This window comes from Enemella evansiae (genome assembly GCF_004362375.1).
GTDB lineage: Bacteria > Actinomycetota > Actinomycetes > Propionibacteriales > Propionibacteriaceae > Enemella > Enemella evansiae.
Window position 1 is genome coordinate 695,416 of record NZ_SNXA01000009.1, and the last position, 23,291, is coordinate 718,706.

Consider the following 23,291-nt stretch of genomic DNA (forward strand, 5'->3'; position numbering starts at 1 on the left):
CCGGCAACCCTGCTGGCTGCCCCGAAACGGGCGGTGTCGCCACGCCCGTGCCGACACCTGCGGTCGGTGGGTACGAGCCACGACACAAGTGGGAGAACTCCCGTGAGCAAGCGCACTTTCCAGCCGAGCAACCGGCGTCGCAGCCGCACCCATGGCTTCCGTCTGCGGATGCGTACCCGCGCCGGGCGCGCCATCCTCTCCTCCCGCCGCCGCAAGGGGCGCGCCAAGCTGGCCGGCTGATCCGGCCGCGGCGACGTGCTCCCAGCCGCGCTGCGGATGAGATCGGCGGCCGAGTTCCGGCGCACGATCTCCTCCGGGGTCCGAAGCGGACGGTCCACCCTGGTCGTGCATGCGCACCAGCCCGTCACCGACGGGGGTGGCACGACCACGGTGGGCTTCGTCGTGTCCAAGGCCGTTGGCGGGGCTGTCGTCCGCAACCGGGTCAAGCGTCGGCTGCGGCACCTCTCGGTGCCGCTGCTCGCCGAGACCCCTGCCGGGACCCGGGTCGTGGTCCGGGCGCTGCCGCCGGCGGCGACCGCGCCCGAGCTGGGCAACGATCTCCGCGGCGCCTGGCACGGCTGCCTGCGCAAGCTGGCGGCGTACCGGCCGAAGCAGCCCGCCCCGGAAACGGCACGACGGTGAAGTGGCTGCTGATCGGCTTCATCAAGGCCTGGCGGGCCGTGATCAGCCCGCTCTACGGGAACGTCTGCCGTTACTGGCCGAGCTGTTCGGCCTACGGTCTGGAAGCGGTCCAGGTGCACGGGGCGCTGCGCGGCAGCTGGCTCACCGTACGCCGGATCGGGCGCTGCAATCCCTGGTCGGCCGGGGGTTACGACCCCGTCCCGGGCACGCCGGCGGCCGCCGAATGGGAATGTGAGCAGGCCGAGGCCGAACGATCCCGTCGCGATTTCGGGGAGAACTCCGGGTCCGCGGAGGCGCTCGGATCGGATGAGCCGACGGACACTGGAACAGAATCCGAACGAACCACTCGAGGTGTGAACTGATGCAGACCCTGATGCCCCTGCTCACGACGCCGGGGCTGCTCCCGATGGAGGGTTTCTGGGACACCCTGATGTCGCCGCTCTACTGGGCGGTGTCGGGGCTCCTGGTGCTGGCGCACTACCTGTTCTCGCCGCTGTTCGGCACCGACTCCGGTATCACCTGGACGCTGGCGATCCTGCTGCTGACGGTGATCATCCGGACCGCGCTGATCCCGCTGTTCGTCCGCCAGATCCGGTCCTCGCGCAACATGCAGGTGTTGCAGCCCAAGGTCCGCGAGCTGCAGAAGAAGTACGCCCACGACCGGGAGAAACTCGGTCAGGAGACGATGAAGCTCTACAAGGACGAGGGTGTCAACCCGATGGCGTCCTGCTTCCCGATCCTGCTGCAGATGCCGATCTTCTTCGCGCTGTTCAACGTGCTCAACGGCGCCGCCCGCGGCCAGGCCCGCGGCACCTTCCTGGTCGACCGGCCGGAACTGGTCACCTCGATGGCCAATGCCAAGATCTTCGGCTCGGTGCGGATCGCCGACACCTTCCTGCCGCTGAGCAACGGCTTCGGGATGATCCAGGTCGTCGCGCTGATCCTGATCCTGGCGATGGTGGCGACGACGTTCATCTCGCAGAAGCAGCTGATGGCGAAGAACATGCCGCCGGAGGCGATGACCGGCCCGATGGCCCAGCAGCAGAAGATGATGCTCTACATCTTCCCGGTCGTCTTCGGTATCGGCGGCGTCTCCTTCCCGATCGGTCTGCTGATCTACTGGACGGCCTCGAACGTCTGGACGATGGGCCAGCAGTTCTATGTGATCCGCAACTCGCCGACCCCCGGCACCCCGGCCTACGAGGCCTGGGAGGCGCGGATGGTGGCCAAGGGTTACGACCCGACCACCGTGAAGCCCGGTCAGAAGCCGCAGAAGCGGCGTACCGTCGCCGCCGAGGACACCAGCGAGCCGACCAATGCCGAGTTGGCCGCCGAGAACGGCACCGACGACCGGCCCAGGATCCAGCGGCAGCAGCCGCGTCGCCAGACCAGGGCGAACCGCAAGAAGTGAACTGACCCAGGCCACCAACGGCCGCCCGTCGCCACCCCGCGGCGGTTTCTGCGAAGGAGTCGAGTGTGAGCGAGAACCAGTCCCAGACCCACACCCTTGAGGCTGAAGTGCCCGATGGTGCGGAAGTGACCGAGGAGAAGGTGACCGAGGCGACGACCGTCGAGACGCCCGAGGCCTCGGAGACGACCGACGACGGTGAGGAGAACACCGGCGAGCGGCGCTCCAACAAGCAGGCCGTCCTCGACGAGGAGGGCGACATCGCCGCCGACTATCTCGAGGAGCTGCTCGACATCGCCGACCTTGACGGCGACATCGACACCTACACCGAGGGCGGGCGCGCGCACGTCTCCATCGTCACCGAGGGCAATGTGCTCGTCGGCAAGGACGGCGAGGTGCTGGACGCGCTGCAGGAGCTGTCCCGGCTCGCGGTGATGACCGAGACCGGCCGCCGCAGCCGGCTGATGCTCGATGTGGCCGGGCACCGCGACAAGCGTCGCGCCGAGCTCACCGATCTGGCCAACGACGCCATCGAGGAGGTCAAATCCTCCGGTGAGCAGGTACGCCTCAGCCCGATGAACCCGTTCGAGCGCAAGATCGTCCACGACGTCGTGGCGGCCGCCGGCCTGGTCAGCGAATCCGACGGCGAGGAGCCCAACCGGCGCGTCGTCGTGCTGCCCAACTGAGCAGCGGGGAGCCAGGGGTGGCCGACGTGCCGCAGTCGTCGCCGTCGGAGGCCGTCGCCGCGCAGGTGTTCGGGGACCGGTTCGAGGCGGCCCGGCAGTATCACGACCTGCTCGCGAACGAGGGCACCGAATGGGGCCTGATCGGGCCGCGTGAGGTGGACCGGCTCTGGTCCCGGCACCTGCTGAACTCCGCCGCCCTGGCCGAGGTGGTGCCCAGCGGAGCCGAGGTGATCGACGTCGGCTCGGGTGCCGGGCTGCCCGGGATCCCGCTGGCGCTTGCCCGGCCAGATCTGGGGATCACCCTGCTGGAGCCGCTGTTGCGGCGGTTCAACTTCCTCACCATGGCTGTGGAAAACCTGGGGATAACCGACCGGGTCGCGGTGGAACGGGGTCGGGCCGAGGACTTCGAGGGATCCTTCGACGTGGTCACCTCGCGCGCGGTCGCCCCCCTGGAGCGGTTGATCGGCTGGTGTCTGCCACTGCTCTCCCCCACCGGGGCGCTGATCGCGCTCAAGGGTGCCTCGGCGGCCGATGAGGTCAAGGCTGTGGATAAGCTGCTGACGAAGCAGAAGCTGAGTGCCGAGGTGTTGACGGTGCGGGCGCATCCCGCGGCCGAGGCCACCTTCGCGGTGCGAGTACGCCGCGGCTGATCTCCGCCGGTTCGAGGGTGACGAGCGGGCGGGTCAGCGGACCGGCCGGAATTCGACCAGGTCCACCTGTTCGCTCAGCGGTCGTCGGCCGACCTCCTCGAGGTGGAGGGTCAGGGGTCTGTTGCCGAACAGCGGGACTCCGGCACCGAGCAGCACCTTGTTGATCTTGAACCGGAAGACATCGATCTCCTCGAGCAGCTGACCGGCCAGCTCCCCACCGCCGCACAGCCAGAGATCCTTGCCGTTTGACTCCTTGAGACCGCGGACCAGGGCGAGCGGATCGTCGCTGACGGTGACGGTCGGGTCGGCCGGCAGGTCGTCGTGGTGGGTGATCACGTACTGGTGGAGATGCGGGTACGCGCTGGTCAGGCCGGCATCGAGAGCCGGTTGGTGGGTACGCCGGCCCATGATCACCGCATCGAAGTGCCGATTCGGTGCCATGACGCCCAGCGGTGCACGGGCCGGAGCCGGGCAGGTCTCGGGATATTCGGTGAAGAGCTGCCGGAGCACCGCGGGGGAATCGTCGAAGGCGGACCAGCCACCGCTGGTATCGGCGATGAAGCCGTCCAGGCTGACCGCGACGTAGAAGATGAGGGAGCGCATCGGGTTCCAATCACAACAGATGTGGTAGTTAGGGTGATCGGGAGTGTAGCACTACTGTTGTGGTGGTTGGAGGTGATCGGATGGTCGCGAACGCAAAACGCCGGGGGCTGATCGTTGATACGGCCCTCGCGCTGCTGGGCGGGGGTGGGTCCCGGGCGCTGTCCCACCGCGCCATCGACCGGGCTGCGGAGTTGCCCCTGGGAACCACGGCGAACTACTTCCCATCGCGGGCGGAGTTGGTCCGCGCGTGTGCGGAGCGGATCTTCGAGCGGCTGGCGCCGGATCCTGATCGCGTGGCCGAGATCCGGGCCTCGTATTCGGGGCGCACGGCCGTCGAGGAGTTCACGGTCGATGTGGTACGCCGGTTGGCCGCGGTACCAGCACTGACTGCGGCCCTGTTCGAACTGCGGTTGGAGGCCGGGCGTACGCCGGAGGTGGCGGCGGTGCTGAATCCGTTCCTGCGGACCGGGTTCGAGGAGGATGTCCGCTTCCACCGGGCAGCCGGTCTGCCGGGCGGGCGTACCGAGGTGGGTCTGCTGCACCAGGCCGTCAACGGTCTGCTGCTGGAATTCCTGGGCGGGCAACGCCCCGCCGAGGAGCTGGAGCCGACCACCCGCGAGCTGGTTCAGCGGCTGATCCCGGAAGAGCTGGTGCGGTAGTCTGGGGCGGCCCGCGGCCGATCGAAACAATCCAAGGAGTGTGATGAACCAGCCCAGTCAGGATGCGCTCGGATGGCCGCGACCATTGGCGCGTCAGGCCGGCCTGGGGTGGCCCGTACCGGGGGATTCCCCGGAGACCGCCGAGGACGAGCTCGCCGACGAGGTGGGTGCCGAGATCCAGGACACCGATGTGCAGCGTCCGTATTTCGCGGAACCGTCCGCGGAGAAGCTGCCCCCCGTTTCACGTGAAACGGCAGAAGACCCGGCCGAGGCGGAATCCCCGGCGATCGAATCGACCCCGGCCGTTTCACGTGAAACATCGCCGGACGAGCCGGCCAATGGCCAGGTGGCCGGTGACGCGCCGGACGAGATCCTCGGTGCAGCCATCTCCGCTGACGAGCTCGGCCCATCCGGCGAGGACGACGCCCCGGCCGCACCGCCCGTTCCACGTGAAACATTGCCGCACCCGGCGCAGCCCCGCGTCCTGGTGATCGCCAATCAGAAGGGCGGTGTCGGCAAGACCACCACCGCGGTGAACATCGCGACGGCACTGGCGCTGGGTGACCAGCGCGTGCTGGTCGTGGATCTGGATCCGCAGGGCAATGCCTCGACCGCGCTCGGGGTCGACCACGAACCGGGTACGCCGGGCACCTACGAGGTGCTGATCGAGGGGGCGGCGGTCGCCGACCACGTGAAGCCCTCGGCCGAGGCGGACAACCTCTGGGTGCTGCCCGCCACCGTGGACCTGGCCGCGGCCGAGATCGAGCTGGTCTCCACCGTCGCCCGGGAATCTCGGTTGGCCAAGGCGCTTCGGCGCTATCTCCGCGACCACGACGTCGACTACGTCTTCCTGGACTGCCCCCCGTCGCTGGGCCTACTCACCTTGAACGCGCTGGTCGCGGCCGAGGAGATCCTGATCCCGATCCAGTGCGAGTACTACGCCCTCGAGGGCGTGTCCCAGCTGCTCAACACGATCAACCTGGTGAAGGGCGAGTTGAATGACGAGCTCGAGGTGTCGACGGTGCTGCTCACCATGTTCGACCCGCGTACCCGGCTCGCCGCCCAGGTCGTCGACGAGGTCCGCGCCCACTTCCCCGAGCAGACCCTCGAATCGGTGATCCCCCGCTCGGTGCGGATCTCCGAGGCCCCCAGCTACGGCCAGACCGTGCTCACCTACCAGCCCACCTCGACGGGCGCGATCTGCTATCGCCGCGCCGCCGCCGAGATCGCCCACCGTGCCGTACCGGAGGAGACGCAGTGAACCAGCAGCAGCGCCGCAGTGGACTGGGCCGTGGCCTCGGCCAGTTGATCCAGAACACCGATCCCGCGACCACCCGGCCGCATCGCCCGGTCGATGGGGTGATCGACTCGCAGAAGTCCTCCCGCCGGATGCCGGAGGGCTCCTGGTTCGCCGAGGTGCCGATCGAGGCCATCACGCCGAACCCGAAGCAGCCCCGCACCGAGTTCGACGAGGATGATCTCACCGAGCTGACCGAGTCGATCAAGGAAGTCGGGCTGCTGCAGCCGGTTGTCGTCCGGCCGCTGGGCAAGGGTCCGGACGGTGAGCAGTTCGAGCTCGTGATGGGCGAACGCCGCTGGCGTGCCAGCCAGGCGGCCGGCCGCAGCACGATCCCGGCGATCGTCCGGCCCACCGAGGAACACGCCCTGCTCCGCGACGCCCTGCTGGAGAACCTGCACCGCGCCAACCTCAACCCGCTCGAAGAGGCGAACGCCTATCAGCAACTCCTCGATGACTTCGGCTGCACGCAGGAGGAGCTGTCGACGCGGATCAAACGTTCCCGGCCGCAGATCTCCAACACCATCCGCCTGCTGCGGCTTCCCGCCTCCGTACAGCGCCGGGTCGCCGCCGGGGTGTTGAGCGCCGGTCATGCCCGCGCCCTCCTCGGGCTCGATGATCAACTGGCCCAGGAACGCCTGGCTCAGCGGATCGTCGCCGAGGGGTTGTCGGTGCGGGCCACCGAGGAGATCGTCACCCTGGGTGAGACCGGCAGCGAGCCGCGGGCCCCTCGGGCGCCGAAGGAACGCCCGGAACGAGCGGTCGAACTGTCGGATCAGCTCTGCGACCACTTCGACACCCGTGCCCGGGTGGACATGGGTCGCAGCAAGGGCAAGATCGTGATCGAGTTCGCCTCACCCGAGGATCTGGAGCGGATCGTCGCCCTGATGCGACTGGGCGACCAGGGCTGAGCGCGCCCGCGCCCGCGAGGATCAGGAAGCCTGGTTCTCGATGGCGTCGGCGGCGGCCAGCTTGGCCTGGACATCCTTGGTGGCGTACCGCTCCGCGACGAACGACAGGAACGGCACCGTACCGGCCAGGGCGATTCCCAGCAGCCGCTTCCACGCCCACTTCACCCGGCGTCCCAGGTCGTACGCGGTCACCAGCAGCGCCATGTAGAGCCAGCCGTGCCCGATGCCGAGGACGGTGTTGATCTTGCCGCCGAGCTCGTTGAGCGTTGGATCGGGGGCCAGATACTTCAGCGGCATGCCGATGCAGATCAGCACCACGAGCAGCACGCCGACCACGTAGGCCATCACCCGGTAGCGCAGCAGCGCCGCTCGCACGGCACGGGGGTTATCCACAGTTTCTCCCATCAGTTCCGGTTTGCTCACCGGTCGGTCGTCCCCAGCTCACGCGGGTTCCCCGAAGCTCCCGCATCCGGCGTGTTTCCCCTGGTCAGCGCGGGAATGGACGCATCATCCGCGCCCTCGGCGGTGGCCTCGCGGGCGCCGTCCCCGGGTCGCTCGTCCACATCGTCGCCGGACTTCTCCACCGGGTTGTCCCCAGCGTCATCCACCTCGTCACCGGAGATCAGCGAGGTGCCCCGCCCGGCATCGCGAGAGAGCTTGATCGTCGCCGCCACGGCCGCGGCGGCGAAGATCCACCACTGCAGTGCGTAGCCGTTGTTGCGGGCCTGCCCGGCGGCACTCGGGACATCCACCTGGGCGGCGGTCATCCCCTGCGCCGCCGCCCCGGCGTCATCGAGGCTCAGGAACCCGGGCATCAGCTGGTCCGGCCAGAGCTGAGCCAGCCGCTGCAGGCGTACCGTGCCGAGCTGACCGGCCGGCGCGGGCGACTCCGGCTCCGCCTCGGTGGGCAGCAACAGCCCGGTCTGGGTGACCTCACCGGCCGGCGGCGGGGGCGCGTCGGTACCCTCGACGACCCCGCGGACCACCGGCAGCACCGTGCCGTCGGCCAGCCGCAACGCGGTCACAACCCGAAACCGCCCCGGGGCGTTCGGCTCGGGGACCAGCACCTGCTGCTCCGGCAGATACCGGCCCGTGGTCGTCACCGGGCGGCCATAACCGTCCTTGGGGATCTCCCCGACCTGCAGCACCGAATCCAGCGGTACGGCCGCCTGGGTCATCCGGGCGCGCATCGCATCCTGGCCCTGGGTGCGAAACGTCTGCATCTGCCACAACCCGAGCCCCAGCATCACCCCGGTCACCACCAGCCCCACCAGCCAGATCAGGGCCTGGCGGCGGCGCCGCGCGGGGGTGACGCGCGCCCGACCGGTTGGGGTGGCCGCGGCGGGCAAGGAAGGGTCATCGGATGGCTGTTTCATGCTGGCGACCATTCTACGATGGACCCCATGGAGGAGGATGTTCGCTACCGGGGCCCGTTCCGACCGTTGATCGGGGACGAGGACCTGCTGCGCCCGACTCCCAGTCGCATGGTGTGGCTCGGCCTCGGCCTGCTGGCCGCGATCGTGCTCGGTTTCGCGATCGGGCTCACCCAGCCGCGTCGCCTCGGCCAACCGGACCGGGAATCGAAGTGACCCTGCGCCCGCGGCTGCGGCCCTTGGTCGCCGAGCGACTCGCCGAACTCCCGCTGACCTGCTCGGAGTGTCCGCTCGGTGCGACGGTCCGCGCGGGTGTCGAAGCCGACCACGGCCCGGCCGGCTGGGCGCGGGCGGCCCAGCAGGAATGGGGCCTGTGCGGGATCACCGGCCACGAGGACGGACGGCTGGCCGGCCACCTGCTGTTCTGCCCGCCGCTGCACGTGCCGCGCAACGGGCCGCAGGGTGGCGGGCCGCGCAACCCCGATGCCGCCGTCGTGCTCTCGATCCGGGTCGATCCGGGTTGCACCGCCGAGGGCCTCGGCCGGCAACTGGTGCAGGCGGCGGCCGCGCGGATGGTCCGCGTACCCGGCATCCATGCCCTCGAGGTACGCGGCAGCCGCCACGGCGGGTCCTGCGTACTGCCCCCGGTCGAATTCCTGGAGCGGGTCGGCTTCCAGGTGAGCACCGACCATCCGCTGCAACCCCAGCTGCGACTCGAATTCTCCCGTACGCTGCGCTGGCGACCCGGGCTGCTCGACTCCGCCCTCGATCGGGTCACGGGATGGATCCGGCCGCTGCCACCCGAGCCCGCGAACCATCGACCGCACGGTGGCTAAGGTCTCCCCATGGAGATCGCACCCCACGGCGCCTGGCGCTCCGAACTCGGCGCCGACCTGCTGACCGGCTCCTCGGTCGGCCTCGGCGGACCCTGGCTGGACCAGGAATCCCTGTACTGGTTGGAATCCCGGGCGGATCAGGGCGGCCGGACGAGCCTGTGGCGACAGTCCCCCGACGGTACCCGGACCGAGCTCACCCCCGAGCACTACCTGCGCAGCACCGTGCACGAATACGGTGGTGGCGCCGTCGCCATCGCCGATGGTGTGATCGCCTTCTGCGACCATCCCAGCAATGAGGTGCTGCTGTTGGAACCCGGTGGCTCACCGCGGGTGCTCACCGGGTCCCCCGACCTGCGCTACGGCGATCTGCGGTTGCACCCGGCCGGCCGGTTGTTGCTCGCCGTCCGTGAGGACCATCGGGCCGAGACCCTGGCCGAGCACGGCGAACCGGTCAACAGCATCGTCGCCCTGGACTGGGAGACCGGCGCCGAATCCGTGCTCGTCGAGGGCGCCGACTTCTACGACGGCATCGCGGTCTCCCCCGACGGCCGGATCGCCTGGGTGGAATGGGATCACCCGAACATGCCCTGGGACCAGACCCGGATCCGGACCGCCGCCCTGACCACCGACGGCACCGGCGTCCGCCTCGGCGAGCAACACACGGTGTCGGATCGCCCGCACACCTCGGCGATCAGCCCGGCCTGGCAGGACGGCGCAATCGTCTTCCTCAGCGACGAATCCGGCTACTGGAACCTGCACCGCTGGCGCGATGGCACCAGCACCGCCCTGCATCCGGTCGACAACGAGTTCGGTACCCCACCCTGGCAGCTCGGGATCGGCGATTTCGCTGTCGTCGATGCCGATACGATCCTCTGCCGCTGGCTGGAGAGCGGCGTCGCTCGGCTCGGATTCCTCACCAGCACGGGATTGCAGCCGATCACCACCACCGCGAACACCATTCGAGGCCTGGCCGCGGACCATGATCGGATCGCCCTGCTCGCCGGTTTTCCGGATCGCCCGAGCGCGATCATCACCCTGGACCCGAAGACTGACACCGGCACCGACCCCGGCACCGAGACCGTGGTCCGGGCCAGCACCGAGGTGGATCTCGACCCCGCCCTGCTCTCGGTCGCCGAGCCGATCAGCTTCGGCGAGCCCGCGGCGTACGCCTGGTTCTATCCCCCGGTGAATCCGGCATTCTCCGCTCCACAAGGGGAACTGCCGCCACTGAAGGTGCTCAGCCACGGCGGCCCGACCAGCTTCTCCGCACCCGCTCTGCGCCTCGATGTGCAGTTCTGGACCTCCCGCGGATACGCCGTCGTCGACGTCAACTACAGCGGCTCCACCGGTTACGGTCGCGCGTATCGTCAACGCCTGCAGGGAAACTGGGGCATCGCGGACGTCGCCGACTGCGTGGCCGCCGCCCAGCATCTCATCGACCGCGGTCTGGTCGATCCCGCGCGGGTCTGGATCGAGGGTGGTTCCGCGGGTGGCTACACCACCCTCCGGGCACTCACCAGCACCGACTTCTTCGCCGCCGGCATCAGCCACTACGGCATCGGCGACCTGGGCGCGCTGGCCGAACACACGCACAAGTTCGAGTCCCGCTACCTGGACGGGCTGGTCGGACCGTGGCCCGCGGCACGGGCGATCTATGAGGATCGTTCGCCGGTGCAGCAGCTGGATCGGTTGAACACCCCGATGCTGATCCTGCAGGGTGCCGAGGACAAGGTCGTACCGCCGGAGCAGGCGTACCAGATGGCCGATGCCGTGCGGGAGAAGGGATTGCCGGTGGCCCTGGTCGTGTTCGACGGCGAGGCGCACGGCTTCCGCCGCGCGGATTCGATCCGGCGCACCCTGGCTGCCGAGCAGTCCTTCCTCGGTCAGGTCTTCGGATTCACTCCCGCCGATCCGGTACCGCGGCTGGCGATCGACAACCTGTGAGGTGCAGGCGAACCGGCGCGCTCATTCACCCATCATGACGTGGATCGCCGGCGGCAGGTCGAACTTCTTCGCCCAGCTGCGTGCGGTGAGTTCATCGACCGAGGCGCCGCCGCGCCGTGCGGCCAGCATCTCCTGCGGATCGAAGGCCGGTCCGATCGAATCCTCCTGATAGTCCGGCCCGTTCAGGTATTCGGTCGCGGCCTCGGGTTCGAGGACGTCGATCTGCAGCTCCACGAAGTTGCGGTCCGGGTCCCGGTAGTACAGCGAGGTGGTGATGCCGTGATTGACGCAGACGGCCGGTTCGATGCCACGGTCGCGGAGTAGCTGGTAGCGATCGAGCAGTGTGTCGATGCTGTCGAAGGTGTAGGCCACGTGGTGCATCCCGGAGGTCGTCGGGGTCTTCTTCTGCATGTCGATCGGCGGGTGCAGCAGCGCGACGCGATGGTGCTCCTCGTCGTAGGCGATGAAGGTCAGGGTGTCGTCGGCGAACACCACTTTTCCGTCGAGTACGCCGGTGTACCAGTCGCGCATCGCGTCCGGCTGGCCGGTCTGCAGCACCACATGTGCGAACTTCGGCGTGGCAGCCATCTGAATCGCCCTCCCTTGGACTGTTCGTTGCTCCGCCCACGGTAAGCGCTATATGTGATAACAACAAGGGCCGGACGGCGCGGAGTGATAGCGTCACGGGGCCCACGTACCGAGCCTCGAATCAAGGGGGATGCCATGGCGGCGGTCCGGCAGATCGAGTCGAGTTCGGTGACCGAGAAGGTGGCGACCGAGTTGCGCCGCTCGATCGTCTCGGGCGATCTGGCACCCGGACAGAGCTTCTCGCTGCGGGAGATCGCGGCGATGCTCGGGGTGAGTTTCATTCCGGTACGCGAGGCCCTGCGGCAGCTGGAGGGCGAGGGCCTGGTGGTCATCCGCCCGGGTCGCAGCGCGATCGTCGCCCCGCTCGACCTGGATGACCTGCACGCCATCTATCGGCTGCGGCGTACCCTCGAACCCGCCCTGGCGCGCCGTTCGGTGACCCTGGTCGCCGAGCCGGAGCTCGACCGACTGGCCGCGGTGGCCCGCGATTTCGGCGACCCCGACGAGGGCATCGACGCGATCTATGACGCCCATCACGAGTTCCACGAGGCGCTGCTGGCGCCGGCGGCGAGCAGCTGGGATCTGCGGATGCTGCGCACCCTGTGGCGGGCGACCGAGCGCTATGTCCGGATCGGCTTCCGCACCCTCGACCCGGACCCCGAGGAACACACCCGCCGCCGGGTCGCCCACGAGGTGCTGCTGGATGCGTTCCGCTCCCGAGACCCCGAACGCGCCGGCGCGGCCCTCGATGCGCACCTGGCGTTCAACGAGCAGACCGCGATCGCCGCGCTCGGTCAGACGGCGAAGAGCTGATCCGGGTCGGCGAACGCCTTGAACTCGAGATTGTTGCCCGAGGGGTCGACGAAGAACATCGTCCACTGCTCACCGGGCTGCCCCTCGAACCGCAGATAGGGTTCGATCACGAACTCGACCCCGGCATCGCGGATCCGCTCGGCCAGCGCGTGGAACTCCGGCACCGGCAGCACCAGCCCGAAGTGCGGGACCGGGACGTCATGGCCGTCCACCGGATTCGTCGGCGCGGACCGGGGCGGCTCGGTGACCTCGTGGGTGACCAGCTGGTGGCCGTGGAAATTCCAGTCGGTCCACCGGGTGTCGGAGCGACCGCGGGCCAGCCCGAGCACGCCGCCATAGAAGTCGCGGGCCTCCTCGATGTTCTGCACGGGGATGGCCAGGTGCATCGGGGGCAGCGGGCTGGTCGTCACGGCGTCCTCCTGGAGATCGGTTCGGCTGGAGATCGGTTCGGTACGCCGACGCTACTGCCTCACAGCATCTCCAGTGGTTGCGGTCCACTCGGCGCCGGGAAGGCCCGATCCAGCGCCGCCAGGTCGTCCGGGGTGAGCTCGGTGTCCAGCGCGGTGGCGTTGTCGCGGACGTGCTCCGGGGTGCTCGCCTTGGGGATCGCACAGATCGACTCGCGGCGCAGCACCCAGGCCAGGGCGGCCGCTGCCGGGCTGATCCCGTGCGCGTCGGCGACCTCGGCGAGCGTCGGGTCGTTCAGGATACGGCCCTGTTCGATCGGCGAGTAGGCCATCACCGGCAGGTCGTGGTCGGCGCACCAGGGCAGCAGGTCGTACTCCGGCCCGCGCCGCGACAGGTTGTAGAGCACCTGGTCGGTGGCCAGCCCGTCGCTGCCCGGGACGTCCTGCAGCTCGGCGAGTGCGGCCCGGTCGAAGTTGCTGACACCCCAGGACCGGATCGTCCCGTCGGTGATCAGCTGCTCGAACGCCGCGAGCGTGTCCGCCAGCGGGTGCCCGCCCTGCCAGTGCAGCAGGTAGAGATCGATCCGGTCGGTGCGCAGGCGTTCCAGACTGCGCTCGCATGCCGCGATCGTGCCGGAACGGGACGCGTTCGACGGCAGCACCTTGCTGACCACGAACGCCTCGTCACGGCGACCCGCCAGCGCCTCCCCGAGGACCTCCTCCGCGCCGCCGTCGGCGTACATCTCGGCGGTGTCGACCAACCTCATGCCGAGATCCAGGCCGGTGTGCAGGGCCGCGATCTCGGCTCTTCGGCGGCCGGGGTCCTCGCCCCAGCCCCAGGTCCCCATGCCCAGCACGGGGACGGATTCTCCAGCTGCCAAGATGATTTGTCGCATCAACAACGGTAACCCTCGGCCCGATCGGCCCGACCCCCGTGGGGGGTACGCCTCAGAGCACCCGCCGCAGCTCCGCTGCCGCGGCCCGCACCCGGACGGCGGCGGCGTCGGCGTCCAGTCCGGCCAACGCGACGACCCCGACGCTGCACTCCAGATCCTCGTGGTCGTCGGGCAGGCCGAGCCCGCAGCCGACGCCGACCGCGCCCGGTTCCAGCTCGCCGCGGGTGACCGCATGGCCCAGCTCGCGGGCCCGGCGTACCGATTCCGGATCGTCGGCCTGCTCGGGCCGCGCGGCCAGGATCGCCACCCCGGAGGCGCCCCGGGTCAGCGGGTGCCGGGCACCCACCCGGTAGGCGACCCGCAGCGACTCGGTCGGCGGCTCGTGGGTGAGCGCGACGACACAGCTCTCCTGCTCGGCGACCGCCAGATAGGAGGTGGCACCGGTCTCGGCGGCGAGCCGGGCCAGCACCGGCCGGGCCGCGCTGCGCAGGGCCGGCGCGAACCGGGCCGCGAGCCCGAGCACCCCGGCCGCCAGCCGGACCCGGCCGTCCTCACCGCGGTGCACCAGGCCGTGCTCGGCCAGGGTGGCCACCACGCGATAGCAGATGGTCCGGTGCAGCTCGAGCCGCGCACCGAGCTCGGCGACCGAGATCCCACCGGGGTGCGCGGCGACCTCGTCGAGCAGCCGCAGCCCGCGGTCCAGGGTCTGCAATGTCGTCATCGGAACTCCTAACCGCCCCAGAGCCTTGCCCGGTGGGCACCGGCCCATTACAGTGCGTGCGCTGAGCGAAACCAAGTGTGCGTTATTCGACACAACGATGTGACAAGCGTAGGGGGCCTGTCGATGTCCTGCCCGGTGTCCGGCCATCTCCCCTCGGCCAATGCCGCCGCCTTCGACCCGTTCACCGGTGACTACCAGGTGGATCCGGCCGAGGCATTGCGCTGGAGCAGGGAGCAGGAACCGGTCTTCTTCTCGCCGAAGCTCGGCTACTGGGTGGTGACCCGGTACCAGGACGTGAAGGCCGTGTTCCGCGACCACGCGCACTTCTCCCCGGCGATCGCGCTGGAGAAGATCACCCCGACCGTCGAGGCCGCCGATGAGGTGCTCCGCGGTTACGACTACGGGATGAATCGCACCCTGGTCAACGAGGACGAACCCGATCACATGCGCCGCCGCCGGGCGCTGATGGAGCCGTTCACCGCCGAGGCGCTGGCCCCGCACGAGGAGATGGTCCGCCGGCTGGCCCGGGAGGCCGTGGATTCCTTCGTGGACGCCGGATCCGCGGATCTGGTCGCCGAGATGCTCTATTTCGTCCCGCTCACCGTGGCGATGCACTTCATGGGCATCCCCGAGGAGGACATGGGGCCGCTGAAGGAGTTCTCGGTCGCCCACACGGTGAACACCTGGGGTCGCCCGGCGCCGGAGGAACAGGTCGCGGTCGCCCACCAGGTCGGCAGGTTCTGGCAGTACGCCGGGGGCGTGCTGGAGCGGATGCGGGCCAACCCCGACCGGCCCGGCTGGATGCCCTACTCGATCCGGGTGCAACGCGACGAGCGCGCGCAGGGCTGCCCGGTCGGGCAGGAGACGGTGCACGACTCCTATCTGCACTCGATGATGATGGCCGGCATCGTCGCCGCCCACGAGACCACCGCCCATGCCGGTGCGAACGCGGTCCGGTTGCTGCTCGAGGAGCCCGAGCGCTGGCAGCAGCTCTGCGCCGACCCGTCGCTGATTCCCAATGCCGTCGAGGAATGCCTGCGGTTGCGGGGGTCGGTGGCGGCCTGGCGGCGGATCGCGCTCGCCGACACCGAGGTGGGCGGCGTACCGATCCCCCGGGGCTCGAAGCTGCTGATCGTGCAGGCCTCGGCGAACCATGACGCGGACCGGTTCGAGAACGCCGACGACTTCGACGTGTATCGCACCGAGGCCTCGGACCATCTCACCTTCGGCTACGGCGCGCATCAGTGCCTGGGCAAGAATCTGGCCCGGATGGAACTGCAGGTCTTCCTCGAAGAACTCACCACCCGGTTGCCGCACCTGCGCCTGGCCGAGCAGGAGTTCACCTTCGTCCCGAACACCTCCTTCCGCGGGCCGGAACGGCTGCTGGTGGAGTGGGATCCCGAGCAGAACCCCGAGCGCACCGCGCCGGAGATCCTGCAGCAGCGACGACTGCTGCGGATCGGCGAACCCTCCCGGCACACCCTGGGCCGCACCCTGCGGGTCGTCGAGGTGATCCCCGAGACCCCCGAGGTGACCCGGGTGGTGCTCGCCGACCCGAGCGGGAAACCGTTGCCGGCCTGGAATCCCGGGGCGCACCTCGATGTGCAGTGCGGCACCGATGCCGGTGGCAAGCAGCGCTCCCGGCAGTATTCGCTGTGCGGTCGACCCGGTCCGTACTGGGAGGTCGCGGTGCTCCGCGAGGACGCCGGCCGGGGCGGTTCGCGCTGGCTGCACGAACACACCCGCGTCGGTGCCGACTGGCGGGTCCGCGGCCCCAGCAACCACTTCCGGCTCGACCGGGGCGAGGTGGCTCCGCAGACACCGGTGCTGCTGATCGCCGGCGGGATCGGGATCACCCCGATCGCGGCGATGGCCCATGCGCTGCGGGCCGCGGGCCGGGCGTACACCCTGCACTATTCCGGACGCAGCCGGCAGACGATGGCGCTGCTGGAGCGACTGCGGGCCGATCACGGCGAGGCCCTGGTGGTGCATGCCGCCGATGAGGGGCACCGCGCCGAGTATGCCGCGATCCTCGCTGCGGCAGGGAATGCGGAGGTGTACGCCTGCGGCCCGCAACGGCTGCTGGCGGCGCTCGCCGAGCTGGTACCGGCCGAGCGCCTGCATGTCGAACACTTCACCTCCACCCTCGGCGAGCTCGACCCGAGCACGGAGCATGCCTTCGAACTCCGGCTCGCCGACTCCGGACAGACGTTGGTCGTGCCCCCCGATCGGACCGTGCTGGACACCCTGCGCGCGGCCAACCTGGATGTCCCCTCGGACTGCGAGGAGGGGCTCTGCGGCACCTGCGAGGTGCCGGTCCTGGCCGGGGAGGTCGACCACCGCGATCTCGTCCTGGACGCCGGTGAACGGGCCGCCAATCGATCGATGATGTCGTGCTGCTCCCGCGCCCGCGGGGACTCACTCACCCTCGGGCTCTAGGGCCGCAACCGCTGGAAATGCAGTTCAGAAAGGAAAAGGTCAATGGCGACAGCAGAGGTGGAAACACCGGGGAAATCCACCAGACCCCGCGGCTTCGGTCGGGTGATGGCCGGCTCGATGGTCGGCGCGGTGCTCGAGTGGTATGACTTCGCGCTCTACGGGGTGCTCGCCGCGACCGTGCTCGGTCCGCTGTTCTTCGCGAGCAGGGACCCGATCGTCGCCACCTTGTCCGCCTTGGCGACGATGGGTCTGGGGTTCGTGGCCCGGCCGCTCGGTGGCATCGTCTTCGGGCACCTCGGTGACCGGTTCGGCCGACAACCGATGCTGGTGACCACCTTCTTGATGCTGGGCGCGGCCACCGCGGCGATCGGGTTCCTGCCCACGCTGCAGAGCGCCGGCATCCTCGCCACCGTGCTGCTCGTGGTGCTGCGGCTGATCCAGGGCTTCGCCCTCGGCGGCGAGTTCGGCGCCGCGGTGCTGCTGGTCAGCGAATACGGGGAACGCGAGAAGCGCGGTTTCTGGGCCTCCTGGCCGCAGGCCGGCGCCCCGATCGGCACCGTGCTGGCCACCGTCGTGGTCACCGTGCTGCAGCTGATCTTCCCCGGTGAGGCCTTCCAGCAATGGGGCTGGCGGGTCGCGTTCTGGCTGGCGATCCCGCTGCTGATCTTCGGCTTCTGGGTCCGGCACGGGGTGGAGGAATCGCCGGTCTTCCGCGCCGCCCAGCAGCACGCCGAACAGGTCGCCAGCCAGCGGCCGCGGTCCTCGATCATCCAGGCGCTGCGCCGCCCGCGCGCGGTGCTGCACGGACTCGGCGTACGCCTCGGTGAGAACGTCGCCTTCTACGTCTACACGATCTTCGTGCTCTCCTACGCCACCAAGGTGCACGGCTATTCGACACCGACGGTGCTCAAGGTGGTGACCGCCGCCTCGGTCGGCCAGTTTCTCGGCATGGTGGTCGCCGGCTGGTGGTCGGACAAGGTGGGCCGCAAGGTCGCGATGCTCGTGCCCTCGGTGGCCCTGCTGGTCTGGGCCCCGGTGTTCTTCTGGATGGTCGGCAGCAACTCGGTCCCTCTGCTGGCGGTCGGCGTCATCGTCGGCGCCACCCTGCACGGCATGCTGGCTGGCCCGGAGGCCGCCTGGATCACCGAACTGTTCCCGACCCGCTATCGCTACGGCGGCTCCTCGCTGGTCTTCCAGGGCTCCTCGATCATCGCCGGCGCCCCGGCCCCGCTGATCGCCCTCTGGCTGTCCACCCGCTACGGCACCTGGGCCGTCGTCGCCTACCTGGCCGTCACCATGCTCGTCACCATCATCGCGCTCGTCACCGCCAAGGAGACCGCCGGCCGCGACCTCCACGACAACGACACCGGCCCCTACGACCCCGTCCCGATTCCGACCACCCGGTAGCCGAAGATGTCAGGTGTTATGCACGGTCGCAAGGCCCCTGCACTGTGAACTGTGACCCAAGGGATCAGAACTTTCGGATCGATTCCGGAGCCGGCGGAACCAATCCGGAGGGCCGACTCGTGGAGAGGAGTATGAGGATTCACGCGTTCATCACCCCCGTCCTGATCGCCCCGGTCCTGGCCAGCCTGCTGCTCACCGGCTGTGCCGGTTCGGTTCCCGCCGAACCGGCCGGTGGCGGGTCCAACGGCCCGGCGAGTACGCCGCCGGCGACTCCGCCCAGCGACCCGACCCCGCCGGTGGTCGACCCGGCCGAGCTGCAGGGCCGCTGGCAGGCGGTCGAACTCTCCCCGGCCGCCCTCGTACCCGGCAAGGAGCCGCGGCTGACCCTGCAGGCCGACCGGATCGGCGTGCTCCCCGGCTGCAACACGATGGGCGGCAGCTACCGCATCGAGGGCAACACGCTGATCACCGATGGCCTCACCTCGACGATGATGGGGTGTCCCGAGGAGCTGATGGCCCAGGAACGCGCCGTCGCCGAGCTGCTCGAGGGCGACCCGCAGTGGTTCCTGGAGCGCGGCCGGTTCACCCTGATCGATGGGGAACGGCGGCTCGTCCTGGTCCGCGACACGAGTACGCCCCAGCCGCCCCCGGCTCCGAGCGGACCGGTCGAACCGCCGCTCACCCCGGCACCCGGCCAGCGCTGAGCCGCCGAGGGTCAGCCGGTCCACTCCTCGGCCAGGATCGCGAACAGGCAACCATCCAGCCAGCCGCGGTCGCGGTGCAGGCATTCCTTGCGGGTAACGGCTTCCAGCCGCAACCCGGCCTTCTCTAGCACCCGGCGACTGGCTTGATTGTCGGCGAAACAACCGGCGGTGAGCCGGCGCAACCCGAGCTCGGTGAAAGCGATCCGGATCAGCTCCCGGGACACCTCGGTGGCGAACCCGCGGCCCGCATACCCGGGGTCGATCGCGTACCCGAACTCGGCCTGGCTGCGCCGGGCCGGCGCCAGATCGTCCTGTGCCCAGCCGTCGGTCAGCTTCAGGAAGGCGTCACCGACCAGCGCGCCGTCGAGCTCGATGGCCAGGTTCAGCAGGGCCGGATCGGCGAACAGGGTGAGCATCCGCTCGCGGAACGCGGCCGGATCGGTGTACGCCCGGCCGATCCACTCATAGACCGCCGGTTGGCTCCGATAGGCGAACATCGCGTCGAGATCCGCCTCGGTCAACGGCCGCACGGTGAGCCGTTCGGTACGCCGGGGCCAGCTCGACTCGGTGAACTCCATGCCGCGATCCTGCCAGCCGGCTCTAGCATGTCGCCATGAGATTTGCGGTGGTCGGTGCGGGCAGCCTGGGTGGATACTTCGGCGGGTTGCTGCAGCGCGACGGTCACCAGGTCAGCTATCTGGCCCGCGGCCGGACGCTGGAAACCCTGCGGGAGAACGGATTGCGGATCACCGGGCAGACCGAGATCGAGCTGCCGCAGGTGACCGCGACCGACGACCCGGCCGAGATCGGCCCGGTCGATGCGGTGCTGCTCTGCGTGAAGACCCCGCAGCTCGATGCGGTACTGCCCCAGCTGCCCGACCTGGTCGGCCCGCTCACCGCGGTGATCACCATGCAGAACGGCGTCGACGCCCCGCGACGCGTCGCCGAGGTGGTCGGCGAGGGTGCGGTGCTGCCCGGCATCGTCCGGATCTTCACCCAGCTCGCCGAACGCGGGGTGATCGATCATCGCGGCGGGCCGGGTTCGATCGCATTCTCCGAGCCGAACAATGCCGAGACCGATCGGCTGGAGGCCCTCCGCGACGCGTTCAGCGAGGCCGGGGTGACCGTCGTCGAGCCCGCCGACATCTGGTCCGAGCTCTGGCAGAAGTATGTGTTCTTCGCCCCCTCCGGCCTGCTCGGCGCGCTCACCGCCGAGCCCATCGGTGTGATCCGCAGCCGGCCGGGGCTGCGCGAGTTGCTGCAGCGCGCGATCGGTGAGGCGGTGGCGGTGGGCCGGGCGGCCGGCATCGACCTGCCGCCCGATGTCGAGACCCGCACGCTCGCCTTCTGCGACCAGCTGCCGGAGGGCGCCACCACCTCGCTGCAGCGCGACCTGGCCGCCGGCGTACCCAGCGAGCTCGAATCGGTGCTGGGTGCCCTGGTCCGGTTGGCCGCGGTCGCCGGCGTCCCGGTACCGCTGCACGAGCTGGGTTACGAGGTGCTCGCGGTCCGCGCCGAGCACGCCGCGGTGCGGGCGGCCCAGGCACCATGACGCCCGCTCCGCAGGCCCCCGGGAGCCGCGGAACCAACATCCCGCGCATCGGCGACTGGAATCAGCGCGTGGTGATCGACTGGGTACGCCGCAATCCGCAGGGCACCAGCCGGGTCGAGTTGGCCGCCTCCACCGGACTGACTCCGCAGACGATCTCCAATCTGACCCGCCGACTGCTGGAACGGGGGCTGATCGAGGAACGTGGTCAGGTCGGCACCGGGCCGGGCAAACCGCGCACCCTGCTCGGCCTCGCTCCCGGTGGCATGCACGCGATCGGGGTCCATCTGGATCCGCTGCTGATCACCCTGGTGGTCACCGATCTGCTGGGCCGGGTGGTGGCCCGCGCCCAGCGGCGTACGCCGACCGGCAGCCCGGGTCGGGTCGTCCGCAGCATCACCGAGGCCGTGCACCGGCTCATCACCGAGGCCGAGATCGACCCGGGCACCGTCACCGGGGTCGGGGTGGCTGCGCCGGGCCCGGTCGAGGTGGAGACCGGGACCCTGGTCGAACCGCCGCTGCTCGACGGCTGGCGCCGCGTTCCGTTGCGGGACCGGCTCGCCGCGGCCCTGGCGCTGCCGGTCCTGCTGGAGAAGGACGTGCTGGCCGCCGCCGTCGCCGAGGACTGGGTGCGGACCGATGGGGATCCGCGCACCTTCGTCTTCTGGTATCTCGGCACCGGGATGGGGGCCGGCTTGGTGCACCGCGGTGAGGTGTTGCGCGGGGCCTCCAACAATGTCGGCGAGGTCGGCCACCTGATGGTGGACCCGCACGGCGCCGCCTGTGACTGCGGGGAACCCGGGGTGCTGTCGCAGGCACTCGGTCCCCGGCAGCTGGTGGCCGCGGGGTTGGCCGCCGGGGTGCTCACGCCCCCGCTGCCCGAGAGCCGCCGAGCCGTCGACGACGCGGTCACCGAGCTGTGCCGACGCTCCGCCGAGGGGGATCCGGCCGCCGCCGCGGTCCTCGACCATGCCGGGGAGCTGCTCGCCCGCGCGGTGATCCAGGTCTGCGATCTGCTCGATGCCGACGAGGTGGTCTTCGGCGGCCCCTACTGGGACCGGTTGCAGCATCGGCTGGAACCCGTTGTACGCAAGGATCTGCACGCACGTGCCGCGATGCGGCAGGTGCATCCGATCCGGGTGCACAGCACCCGGCTGGGGGAGGACGTGGCCGCCATCGGCGCCGCCTCGCTGGTGCTGGAGGACGCGCTCTCGCTGCGTCCGACCTCGCTGCTGCTGATCGACTGAGTGCCACGACACGGTTCAGCAACGTTCTGAAACGACCTCGGGAATCTCTTGACAGCGGGAATCCGCGTCGCTCTACTGGGTTTATCCAAGTAATGGATTAACCTGCCCGATCAGTTCCCCGGACGCCGCGGCCGAAGGAGTCCCCATGCGTCGACGTACCTTTCTCGCCGGAATGGCCGGCCTCGCCGGCACCGCCGTCACCGGCCTCAGCGCCTGTGGCTCGGGCGGATCCGGCAGTGCCAACAGCGGCACGCTCAAGGTGGCGTACCAGAAGTTCGGCAATGCGACGGCAGCGGATTCCCTGTTCACGAAGATGAAGACCGTCTTCGAGCAGGCGAATCCGGACTTCACCGTCGAGCTGATCCCGATCGAGGCCAGCCAGAACGACTACTTCACCAAGCTCGCGCTGATGAACCGCTCCCCGAGCACCGCACCGGATCTGATGTATGAGGACACCTACATGATCCGCTCCGATGTGGGCGCCGGCTATCTGATGCCGCTCGATGACTACCTCAACGGCTGGCCGGAATGGTCGGAATACATCGAGGTCGCCAAGACCGGCGGCCGCGCCGATGACGGGAAGATGTATGGCATCCCGCTCGGTACCGATACCCGCGGGCTCTGGTTCAACAAGCAGATCCTGCAGCAGGCCGGATTGCCCGGTGACTGGGCGCCGAAGAACTGGGACGAGATCCTCGGTGCCGCCCGGGCGATCAAGGAGAAGGTGCCCGGGGTGATCCCCTTCAACATCTATTCCGGCAAGCCGATGGGTGAGGGCGCGGTGATGCAGGGCTTCGAGATGTTGTTGTACGGAACGAAGAACACCCTCTATGACGACCAGGCGAAGAAGTGGGTCGTCGGCTCCCAGGGCTTCTCCGACGCCCTCGATTTCCTCCGCACCGTCTACACCGAGGGCCTGGCACCGACCCCGCAGCAGGCGCTGGACAGCAACCTGAGCACCCGCGTGACCGGCGAACTGCTGCCGCAGGGCAAGCTGGCGATCGCCCTCGACGGCTCCTGGCTGCCGAGCAGCTGGCAGCCGTCGGGCAAGGCGGCCTGGCCGGCCTGGGAGAGCACCATGGGAACCGCCGCGATGCCCACCCAGACGGGCGATTCGCCCGGCAAGGTGTCGATGTCGGGCGGCTGGACGCTGGCCATGGGGGCGAACACCAAGGCCCCCGATGCGGCGTTCAAGTTCCTCAGTCTGTGCATGAATCGGGAGAACTCGCTCGGATTCGTCATCGAGGACTCCCAGATCGCGGTCCGCAAGGACGTCGCCGAGGACCCGGCGTACCTGAAATCCAACCCCACCACGAAATTCTGGACCGATCTGGTGCCGGTGACCCACTACCGGCCGGCGACCGCCGACTATCCGCAGATCTCGAACGCCATCATGGTCGCGATGGAGGCGGTGATGACCGGGCAGAGCGATGTGGCCTCCGCCGCGGCCGCCTACGACAAGGCGGTGACCGGGATCGTCGGTGCGGAGCAGACCGTCAAGGCCTGATCGC

Annotated in this window: 26 protein-coding genes and 1 pseudogene; 19 read left to right on the top strand and 8 right to left on the bottom strand. The window is 69.5% G+C overall.

The window, feature by feature from the left end; all coding sequences use genetic code 11:
• Window positions 1-102 precede the first annotated feature (102 nt).
• The 6 genes from rpmH to rsmG all read left to right on the top strand — a co-directional run bounded on the left by rpmH (window position 103) and on the right by rsmG (window position 3,386).
• On the top strand, window positions 103-240 hold the full coding sequence (rpmH, locus tag C8D81_RS11280) for a 50S ribosomal protein L34 (protein ID WP_094356937.1): 138 nt from the start codon (window positions 103-105) through the stop codon (window positions 238-240).
• Between the two features lie 15 nt (window positions 241-255).
• Window positions 256-642: a ribonuclease P protein component gene (rnpA, locus tag C8D81_RS11285; RefSeq protein WP_094404264.1), complete on the top strand. Its 387-nt coding sequence runs from the start codon at window positions 256-258 to the stop codon at window positions 640-642.
• On the top strand, window positions 639-1,004 hold the full coding sequence (gene yidD, locus C8D81_RS21960; RefSeq protein ID WP_094404265.1) for a membrane protein insertion efficiency factor YidD: 366 nt from the start codon (window positions 639-641) through the stop codon (window positions 1,002-1,004). The genes rnpA and yidD overlap by 4 nt, the downstream gene beginning before the upstream one ends.
• 11 nt (window positions 1,005-1,015) lie before the next feature.
• Window positions 1,016-2,053 (top strand): membrane protein insertase YidC, encoded by a 1,038-nt coding sequence (gene yidC / locus C8D81_RS11295; protein WP_094404689.1) that lies wholly within the window; start codon window positions 1,016-1,018, stop codon window positions 2,051-2,053.
• Window positions 2,054-2,118: 65 nt separating this feature from the next.
• Window positions 2,119-2,736 (top strand): Jag family protein, encoded by a 618-nt coding sequence (locus C8D81_RS11300; protein WP_094404266.1) that lies wholly within the window; start codon window positions 2,119-2,121, stop codon window positions 2,734-2,736.
• Between the two features lie 26 nt (window positions 2,737-2,762).
• Entirely contained in the window at window positions 2,763-3,386 is a 624-nt protein-coding gene (gene rsmG, locus C8D81_RS11305; protein ID WP_229117667.1) for a 16S rRNA (guanine(527)-N(7))-methyltransferase RsmG, read from the top strand.
• Between the two features lie 33 nt (window positions 3,387-3,419).
• Here rsmG and C8D81_RS11310 read toward each other — a convergent pair whose 3' ends face one another.
• Window positions 3,420-3,989 (bottom strand): dihydrofolate reductase family protein, encoded by a 570-nt coding sequence (locus C8D81_RS11310; protein WP_094404268.1) that lies wholly within the window; start codon window positions 3,987-3,989, stop codon window positions 3,420-3,422.
• Between the two features lie 80 nt (window positions 3,990-4,069).
• On the opposite strand from C8D81_RS11310, the gene C8D81_RS11315 reads away from it, so the two are divergent.
• The 3 genes from C8D81_RS11315 to C8D81_RS11325 all read left to right on the top strand — a co-directional run bounded on the left by C8D81_RS11315 (window position 4,070) and on the right by C8D81_RS11325 (window position 6,856).
• Entirely contained in the window at window positions 4,070-4,648 is a 579-nt protein-coding gene (locus tag C8D81_RS11315; RefSeq protein WP_094404269.1) for a TetR/AcrR family transcriptional regulator, read from the top strand.
• Between the two features lie 286 nt (window positions 4,649-4,934).
• Window positions 4,935-5,909: a ParA family protein gene (locus C8D81_RS11320; RefSeq protein ID WP_324252520.1), complete on the top strand. Its 975-nt coding sequence runs from the start codon at window positions 4,935-4,937 to the stop codon at window positions 5,907-5,909.
• Complete coding sequence (locus tag C8D81_RS11325; RefSeq protein WP_094404271.1) at window positions 5,906-6,856, top strand: ParB/RepB/Spo0J family partition protein; 951 nt, start codon at window positions 5,906-5,908, stop codon at window positions 6,854-6,856. The genes C8D81_RS11320 and C8D81_RS11325 overlap by 4 nt, the downstream gene beginning before the upstream one ends.
• Before the next feature lie 21 nt (window positions 6,857-6,877).
• Here the strand turns inward: C8D81_RS11325 and C8D81_RS11330 are convergent.
• Together C8D81_RS11330 and C8D81_RS11335 are read right to left on the bottom strand one after the other, a co-directional pair.
• Window positions 6,878-7,246: pseudogene (locus tag C8D81_RS11330) on the bottom strand (DUF3817 domain-containing protein); the annotation flags it as partial.
• Window positions 7,247-7,275: 29 nt separating this feature from the next.
• Window positions 7,276-8,232: an SURF1 family protein gene (locus tag C8D81_RS11335; protein WP_166646772.1), complete on the bottom strand. Its 957-nt coding sequence runs from the start codon at window positions 8,230-8,232 to the stop codon at window positions 7,276-7,278.
• Between the two features lie 27 nt (window positions 8,233-8,259).
• Between C8D81_RS11335 and C8D81_RS20920 the strand changes: the two genes are divergently transcribed.
• Genes C8D81_RS20920 through C8D81_RS11345 form a run of 3 tightly spaced genes read left to right on the top strand, consistent with a single transcriptional unit; the run spans window position 8,260 to window position 11,009 of the window.
• Entirely contained in the window at window positions 8,260-8,445 is a 186-nt protein-coding gene (locus C8D81_RS20920) for a hypothetical protein (RefSeq protein ID WP_166646773.1), read from the top strand.
• The gene (locus C8D81_RS11340; protein WP_166646774.1) at window positions 8,442-9,065 is read left to right on the top strand and encodes a GNAT family N-acetyltransferase; all 624 of its coding nucleotides are present in this window, start codon (window positions 8,442-8,444) and stop codon (window positions 9,063-9,065) included. Before C8D81_RS20920 ends, C8D81_RS11340 begins: the two co-directional genes overlap by 4 nt.
• A 9-nt stretch (window positions 9,066-9,074) precedes the next feature.
• Window positions 9,075-11,009: a S9 family peptidase gene (locus tag C8D81_RS11345; RefSeq protein WP_094404273.1), complete on the top strand. Its 1,935-nt coding sequence runs from the start codon at window positions 9,075-9,077 to the stop codon at window positions 11,007-11,009.
• A 21-nt stretch (window positions 11,010-11,030) separates the two neighbouring features.
• On the opposite strand, the gene C8D81_RS11350 is transcribed toward C8D81_RS11345, so the two are convergent.
• Window positions 11,031-11,597, bottom strand: a complete 567-nt coding sequence (locus tag C8D81_RS11350; protein WP_094356927.1) for a VOC family protein — start codon at window positions 11,595-11,597, stop codon at window positions 11,031-11,033.
• A 135-nt stretch (window positions 11,598-11,732) separates the two neighbouring features.
• On the opposite strand from C8D81_RS11350, the gene C8D81_RS11355 reads away from it, so the two are divergent.
• On the top strand, window positions 11,733-12,410 hold the full coding sequence (locus C8D81_RS11355) for a GntR family transcriptional regulator (protein ID WP_133626080.1): 678 nt from the start codon (window positions 11,733-11,735) through the stop codon (window positions 12,408-12,410).
• On the opposite strand, the gene C8D81_RS11360 is transcribed toward C8D81_RS11355, so the two are convergent.
• From C8D81_RS11360 to C8D81_RS11370, 3 genes are all read right to left on the bottom strand, one after another.
• On the bottom strand, window positions 12,392-12,820 hold the full coding sequence (locus tag C8D81_RS11360; RefSeq protein WP_229117608.1) for a VOC family protein: 429 nt from the start codon (window positions 12,818-12,820) through the stop codon (window positions 12,392-12,394). The two genes, C8D81_RS11355 and C8D81_RS11360, sit on opposite strands and share 19 nt — an antisense overlap.
• Before the next feature lie 59 nt (window positions 12,821-12,879).
• Window positions 12,880-13,665, bottom strand: coding sequence for an aldo/keto reductase (locus tag C8D81_RS11365; RefSeq protein WP_229117669.1), 786 nt, complete (start codon window positions 13,663-13,665; stop codon window positions 12,880-12,882).
• 100 nt (window positions 13,666-13,765) lie between these two features.
• Complete coding sequence (locus C8D81_RS11370; RefSeq protein ID WP_094431451.1) at window positions 13,766-14,434, bottom strand: IclR family transcriptional regulator; 669 nt, start codon at window positions 14,432-14,434, stop codon at window positions 13,766-13,768.
• A gap of 123 nt (window positions 14,435-14,557) precedes the next feature.
• On the opposite strand from C8D81_RS11370, the gene C8D81_RS11375 reads away from it, so the two are divergent.
• The 3 genes from C8D81_RS11375 (at window position 14,558) to C8D81_RS11385 (ending at window position 18,984) form a co-directional block, all read left to right on the top strand.
• A complete protein-coding gene (locus C8D81_RS11375; RefSeq protein ID WP_133626081.1) occupies window positions 14,558-16,873 on the top strand; it encodes a cytochrome P450/oxidoreductase in 2,316 nt (771 codons plus the stop codon).
• Between the two features lie 42 nt (window positions 16,874-16,915).
• Window positions 16,916-18,280, top strand: a complete 1,365-nt coding sequence (locus C8D81_RS11380; protein WP_133626082.1) for an MFS transporter — start codon at window positions 16,916-16,918, stop codon at window positions 18,278-18,280.
• A gap of 131 nt (window positions 18,281-18,411) precedes the next feature.
• Complete coding sequence (locus C8D81_RS11385; RefSeq protein WP_094399740.1) at window positions 18,412-18,984, top strand: META domain-containing protein; 573 nt, start codon at window positions 18,412-18,414, stop codon at window positions 18,982-18,984.
• 11 nt (window positions 18,985-18,995) lie between these two features.
• On the opposite strand, the gene C8D81_RS11390 is transcribed toward C8D81_RS11385, so the two are convergent.
• On the bottom strand, window positions 18,996-19,562 hold the full coding sequence (locus tag C8D81_RS11390) for a GNAT family N-acetyltransferase (RefSeq protein ID WP_094426444.1): 567 nt from the start codon (window positions 19,560-19,562) through the stop codon (window positions 18,996-18,998).
• A gap of 35 nt (window positions 19,563-19,597) precedes the next feature.
• Here C8D81_RS11390 and C8D81_RS11395 point away from each other — a divergent pair, with 35 nt between their 5' ends.
• From C8D81_RS11395 to C8D81_RS11405, 3 genes are all read left to right on the top strand, one after another.
• On the top strand, window positions 19,598-20,536 hold the full coding sequence (locus tag C8D81_RS11395) for a 2-dehydropantoate 2-reductase (protein WP_133626083.1): 939 nt from the start codon (window positions 19,598-19,600) through the stop codon (window positions 20,534-20,536).
• Window positions 20,537-20,604: 68 nt separating this feature from the next.
• The gene (locus C8D81_RS11400) at window positions 20,605-21,780 is read left to right on the top strand and encodes an ROK family transcriptional regulator (RefSeq protein WP_166646775.1); all 1,176 of its coding nucleotides are present in this window, start codon (window positions 20,605-20,607) and stop codon (window positions 21,778-21,780) included.
• A gap of 145 nt (window positions 21,781-21,925) precedes the next feature.
• Complete coding sequence (locus C8D81_RS11405; RefSeq protein ID WP_133626084.1) at window positions 21,926-23,287, top strand: extracellular solute-binding protein; 1,362 nt, start codon at window positions 21,926-21,928, stop codon at window positions 23,285-23,287.
• Window positions 23,288-23,291 lie beyond the last annotated feature (4 nt).

Bases quoted from the DNA above. Each gene is read 5' to 3' on its own strand.
- yidC (WP_094404689.1), top strand. From the start codon at position 1,016: ATGCCCCTGCTCACGACGCCGGGGCTGCTCCCGATGGAGGGTTTCTGG.
- C8D81_RS11310 (WP_094404268.1), bottom strand. From the start codon at position 3,989: ATGCGCTCCCTCATCTTCTACGTCGCGGTCAGCCTGGACGGCTTCATC.
- C8D81_RS11315 (WP_094404269.1), top strand. From the start codon at position 4,070: ATGGTCGCGAACGCAAAACGCCGGGGGCTGATCGTTGATACGGCCCTC.
- C8D81_RS11335 (WP_166646772.1), bottom strand. From the start codon at position 8,232: ATGAAACAGCCATCCGATGACCCTTCCTTGCCCGCCGCGGCCACCCCA.
- C8D81_RS20920 (WP_166646773.1), top strand. From the start codon at position 8,260: ATGGAGGAGGATGTTCGCTACCGGGGCCCGTTCCGACCGTTGATCGGG.
- C8D81_RS11345 (WP_094404273.1), top strand. From the start codon at position 9,075: ATGGAGATCGCACCCCACGGCGCCTGGCGCTCCGAACTCGGCGCCGAC.
- C8D81_RS11350 (WP_094356927.1), bottom strand. From the start codon at position 11,597: ATGGCTGCCACGCCGAAGTTCGCACATGTGGTGCTGCAGACCGGCCAG.
- C8D81_RS11355 (WP_133626080.1), top strand. From the start codon at position 11,733: ATGGCGGCGGTCCGGCAGATCGAGTCGAGTTCGGTGACCGAGAAGGTG.
- C8D81_RS11365 (WP_229117669.1), bottom strand. From the start codon at position 13,665: ATGGGGACCTGGGGCTGGGGCGAGGACCCCGGCCGCCGAAGAGCCGAG.
- C8D81_RS11370 (WP_094431451.1), bottom strand. From the start codon at position 14,434: ATGACGACATTGCAGACCCTGGACCGCGGGCTGCGGCTGCTCGACGAG.
- C8D81_RS11375 (WP_133626081.1), top strand. From the start codon at position 14,558: ATGTCCTGCCCGGTGTCCGGCCATCTCCCCTCGGCCAATGCCGCCGCC.
- C8D81_RS11380 (WP_133626082.1), top strand. From the start codon at position 16,916: ATGGCGACAGCAGAGGTGGAAACACCGGGGAAATCCACCAGACCCCGC.
- C8D81_RS11385 (WP_094399740.1), top strand. From the start codon at position 18,412: ATGAGGATTCACGCGTTCATCACCCCCGTCCTGATCGCCCCGGTCCTG.
- C8D81_RS11390 (WP_094426444.1), bottom strand. From the start codon at position 19,562: ATGGAGTTCACCGAGTCGAGCTGGCCCCGGCGTACCGAACGGCTCACC.
- C8D81_RS11395 (WP_133626083.1), top strand. From the start codon at position 19,598: ATGAGATTTGCGGTGGTCGGTGCGGGCAGCCTGGGTGGATACTTCGGC.
- C8D81_RS11405 (WP_133626084.1), top strand. From the start codon at position 21,926: ATGCGTCGACGTACCTTTCTCGCCGGAATGGCCGGCCTCGCCGGCACC.